This window comes from Pseudoalteromonas sp. 2CM39R (assembly GCF_023161845.1).
In genome coordinates this window covers 1-4,885 of sequence record NZ_JALNTM010000055.1, presented here as the reverse complement: position 1 = coordinate 4,885, position 4,885 = coordinate 1, and the positions used below count along the sequence as shown (strand labels likewise).

The following is a 4,885-nucleotide window of genomic DNA, read 5'->3' as shown; positions in this document are numbered from 1 at the left end:
AATGTTTACGATATGGTTTTACTTTCATGATTACTGACTCCAAAAAGGTGTCTACTTTTATGGAGTCAGATCAGATCGAGAGGGTGGTTTTATTTTTTGTGTAATTAAACAAAGAACTTGCTACACATGAAATGTATTTTACTTTGTTCTAACCACTAACCACTAACCACTAACCACTAACCACTAACCACTAACCACTGTTTTCGAACCTAATAGCTTCATATTTACGTAGGTGGTATATTCTCTTTGTGGTGATTAACCTTTTTAGGTAGACGATTAATGGCAAAAGATAGATACGCGCCAAAAGCTGTTGGCGATATTATGGCGGGCTTGAGTGGTCGCTTGGCATCTTATGCTGGTAAAACCCAAGGCTTGTCTTCTCAACAAACGATTCTTGATGACTTTTTAGGTGAAACGCTTTCGAAAAAATGCCGAGTAAGTAATTACCGTGATGGTACTTTGATGATCGAAGCGGTTTCGGCACCGATTGCACTGCGTTTAAATTACTTAAAAATGGATATGCTCTCGCATTTTCGTGCCGCTGGCATGGTAGAGCTTGGGCAAATTAAAATTACCGCAAACCCACAAGCAACTCAGCGCTTATCGGCAACAAATAAGCCAGAACAAAAGCCGGTTTCTAAACGTCAAATGAGTGAACAAACAGCCGATTACCTCAGCGCCATCGCTGCAGACGCCCCTCCATCTTTAAAAGCCAAGTTAGAGCGTTTAGCGCAACATGGGCGGAAGAAATAAATAAAGCGATCAGCTATCAGCCGTCAGTTTTTAGCCGAGGGGGGTGGTTTGTGAGCCTACCCCGTAGGAGGTACTTTAGTGCCGAAGTGTTTAGAACAATTCACGGCTAAAGCCGTTCCTACGTTTTGGTGTAGGCGTGAAACTTAAGGAGCCATCAGCTTTCAGCTGTCAGTTTTGAGCTTCTCAGCATCGCCTGTTGGTTATGTGTTGATGAGCATGATTCGTGTTGTATGGCAGTCGCGCCAAGCAAGCGTGACGCCTACGATAACTCGAATCTCGCACCTCGTCCCTCGAATCGCCTTTTTTCTCCCCTGATCTTGATTTTATTCTTATTGTCGCCATATCTATTCAGTAATCTTGTTTTCACCCTTTTTATGGGGTTAGATCAAAGATTATGGCTGATTTTTAAATTTTCTTGCCGAAATTCCATATCTTCATAAACAGAAGGTTTGATGTTGCGCAGACTCTGGTATGATAGCGCACGAAATAAGCGGTGTTTTGAACAGCGTACTGATAAATTGTTAATTAATATGCCCTACATCATGAGCATAAGCGCATATTAATTATCAATTGAAGAAAGTGGGTTAGCTAATGACTAGCTAACAAAGAATACATTGTAACGGTTTTATCATGATATCTAATTTATTTACCAAGATTTTTGGTAGTCGCAATGACCGCACTATTAAAAACCTAAGAAAGACGGTCGCTCTAATTAATGCGCTTGAAAAGCAATTAGAAGCGCTTTCTGATGAAGATTTAAAAGCAAAAACAGCTGAATTTAGAGAGCGTTACGATAACGGACAAAGCCTAGATGAGATTTTACCAGAAGCATTTGCTGTGGTACGTGAAGCATCTAAGCGTGTAAATGGCATGCGTCACTTCGATGTACAGCTACTAGGTGGTATGGTTTTACATCAAGGTCGCATCGCAGAAATGCGTACCGGTGAAGGTAAAACACTAACAGCAACGTTACCTGCATACCTTCGTGGTTTAACAGGTAAAGGTGTTCACGTAATTACCGTGAACGACTACCTTGCAAAACGTGACGCCGAAACTAACCGCCCATTATTTGAGTTCTTAGGCCTAACAGTAGGCTGTAACGTACCAGGCATGATGCCACAGCAGAAGAAAATCGCTTACGCTGCCGACATCACTTACGGTACTAATAACGAATTTGGCTTTGATTATCTGCGCGATAACATGGCATTTAGCATTGAAGAGCGTGTACAACGCCCACTTTACTACGCCGTAGTGGATGAGGTGGATTCAATCCTAATCGATGAAGCGCGTACGCCGCTTATTATCTCAGGCCCAGCTGAAGATAGCTCTGAACTTTACATCGAAATCAACAAAATTGTGCCTGACCTAGAGCTACAAGAAAAAGAAGATGAAGAAGGTGTTGAAGGCGACGGCGATTACACTATCGATGAAAAGTCTAAGCAAGTTCACCTTACAGAGCGCGGCCAAGTTAAAGTTGAAGAGCTACTAATTGAGCGCGGCTTAATTCAAGAAGGTGATTCACTTTACTCAGCTTCAAGCATCACATTATTAAGCCATGTGTATGCGGCACTTCGTGCTCACAAGCTTTATCAAAAAGACGTTGACTACGTTGTTAAAGAAAACGAAGTTATCATCGTTGATGAGCACACAGGCCGTACAATGGAAGGTCGTCGTTGGTCAGAAGGTTTACACCAAGCTGTTGAAGCAAAAGAAGGTGTACGCATTCAAAACGAAAACCAAACATTGGCGTCAATCACATTCCAAAACTACTTCCGTTTATACGACACTCTAGCGGGTATGACAGGTACAGCAGACACAGAAGCGTTTGAGTTCCAGTCTATCTATGGTCTAGACACAGTAGTAATGCCAACTAATAAACCGATGATCCGTGATGATCGTGCCGACCTTGTATACCTAACACAAGAAGAAAAGTACGAAGCAATCCTTGCTGATATCAAAGATTGCCAAGAACGTGGTCAACCGGTACTTGTGGGTACTATTTCTATCGAAAGTTCTGAGTACTTATCGCAGTTCTTACGTAAAGAAAAAATTAAGCACAACGTACTTAATGCTAAGTTCCACGCGCAAGAAGCAGATATTGTTGCCGATGCTGGTTTACCTGGCACAGTAACTATTGCAACTAACATGGCCGGTCGTGGTACCGATATCGTGTTAGGTGGTAACTGGAACAGCGAAGTTGAAAAGCTAGAAAACCCAACTGATGAACAAATCAAAGCGATTAAAGATGAGTGGCAAAAACGTCACGATGCAGTAATCGAAGCCGGTGGTCTACACATCATTGGTACTGAGCGTCACGAGTCTCGTCGTATCGATAACCAGTTACGTGGTCGTTCTGGTCGTCAAGGTGATGCGGGTTCAAGCCGTTTCTACCTATCAATGGACGATGCGCTAATGCGTATTTTCGCTGGTGAGCGCATGACTAACATGATGCGTAAACTAGGTATGCAACGCGGTGAAGCAATTGAGCACCCTTGGGTTAACCGTGCAATCGAAAACGCGCAACGTAAAGTTGAAGCACGTAACTTCGACGTTCGTAAGCAATTACTTGAGTACGATGACGTAGCAAACGACCAACGTCGTGTTGTTTACTCGCAACGTAACGAGCTACTTGAAGAAGGCGATATTTCAGAAACTATCACTGCAATTCGCGGCGATGTGTTAAATGGTGTGATTGACCAATTCATTGCACCGCAAAGCTTAGCTGAAATGTGGGATATCCCAGGTCTTGAAGAACGCTTAAAACAAGATTTCTTAATCGAGCTGCCAATTTCACAATGGCTAGCTGACGATAATAAACTATACGAAGAGAAGCTTCGTGAGCGTATCGAAGAAGCGGTTGAGCAAGCGTACAAGCAAAAAGAAGAGATGGTAGGCGAGTCTGTGCTACGTCAATTCGAAAAAGCGATTATGCTACAAAGCCTAGACCAACATTGGAAAGATCACTTAGCTGCGATGGACCACCTTCGTCAAGGTATCCACTTACGTGGTTACGCACAGAAGAATCCTAAGCAAGAGTACAAGCGCGAGTCGTTCGAGCTATTCTCTGAAATGCTAGAGAACTTAAAAGTCGACGTTGTGGGTATTTTAAGTAAAGTACAAGTTCGCGCTGAAGAAGATGTTGAGAAAGTTGAAGAGCAACATCGTCGTAGCGAAAATGCACCACGTGAATACCAACACGAAGAAGCTGAGCATATCGGTGGCGAAACACCAGAAGGTGCTGTAGTTACACAACGTGCAGAGCCAAAAGTCGGCCGTAACGAGCCGTGTCCTTGTGGTTCAGGTAATAAATATAAGCAGTGTTGCGGTAAATTAAAATAGCCAAAACACGGTGATAAAAAGCGACGCTTGCGTCGCTTTTTTTATGATTAAGGAAACAACAAATGACTAAAAAAGTAGTGCATGTTGCTGTTGGCGTTATTTATAAAGATCAGCAATTATTTATTTGTAAGCGTCCAGATGACAAACACCAAGGCGGCTTATGGGAATTCCCTGGTGGCAAAGTAGAGCAGGGCGAAAGCGTATTTGCTGCACTACAGCGCGAGCTGTTAGAAGAAGTAAACCTAACTGTAAATGCCAGTAAAGAGCTAATGGTTATCGAACATGACTACGGCGATAAATGTGTGCGTTTAGATGTGCACATTGTTGATGATTTCACAGGCACGGCCCATGGCGCAGAAGGCCAACAAGGCAAATGGGTCGCACTCAGCGAGCTTGATGATTACAGCTTCCCTGCCGCGAATGTTGAGATTATCGAAAAGATAAAGCAGAGGTATGAGCTGTAAGCTTTAAGCTATAAGTTTCTAGCCGAGTGGCATTGTTTGCGGGTTCTTTATTAATTTGCAGACTTGGTGATGAATGTAAGACGCGCCAAGCAAGCGTGACGCCTACGCTGATGTAGGCGTGAAATTTATTTCGCGCGCTGGTTATATAATAGAGGTTAGTTTTTAGTAGTTAGATTTCAGAAGTCAGATCACAGATCGAGAGGGTGGTTTTATTTTTTGTGTAATTAAACAAAGAACTTGCTACACATGAATTGTATTTTACTTTGTTCTAACCACTAACCACTAACCACTAACCACTAACCACTAACCACTAACCACTAACCACTAAC

General features: G+C 42.8%; 3 protein-coding genes. All 3 read left to right on the top strand.

Features of this window, described 5'->3' with window-relative positions; all coding sequences use genetic code 11:
* The first annotated feature begins 279 nt into the window (after positions 1-279).
* The 3 genes from MTF66_RS38335 to mutT all read left to right on the top strand — a co-directional run bounded on the left by MTF66_RS38335 (position 280) and on the right by mutT (position 4,556).
* Positions 280-753, top strand: a complete 474-nt coding sequence (locus MTF66_RS38335; RefSeq protein ID WP_055022438.1) for a DUF721 domain-containing protein — start codon at positions 280-282, stop codon at positions 751-753.
* A 630-nt stretch (positions 754-1,383) separates the two neighbouring features.
* Positions 1,384-4,092: a preprotein translocase subunit SecA gene (secA, locus tag MTF66_RS38330; protein ID WP_248530346.1), complete on the top strand. Its 2,709-nt coding sequence runs from the start codon at positions 1,384-1,386 to the stop codon at positions 4,090-4,092.
* 62 nt (positions 4,093-4,154) lie between these two features.
* The gene (gene mutT, locus MTF66_RS38325; RefSeq protein WP_248530345.1) at positions 4,155-4,556 is read left to right on the top strand and encodes an 8-oxo-dGTP diphosphatase MutT; all 402 of its coding nucleotides are present in this window, start codon (positions 4,155-4,157) and stop codon (positions 4,554-4,556) included.
* Positions 4,557-4,885 lie beyond the last annotated feature (329 nt).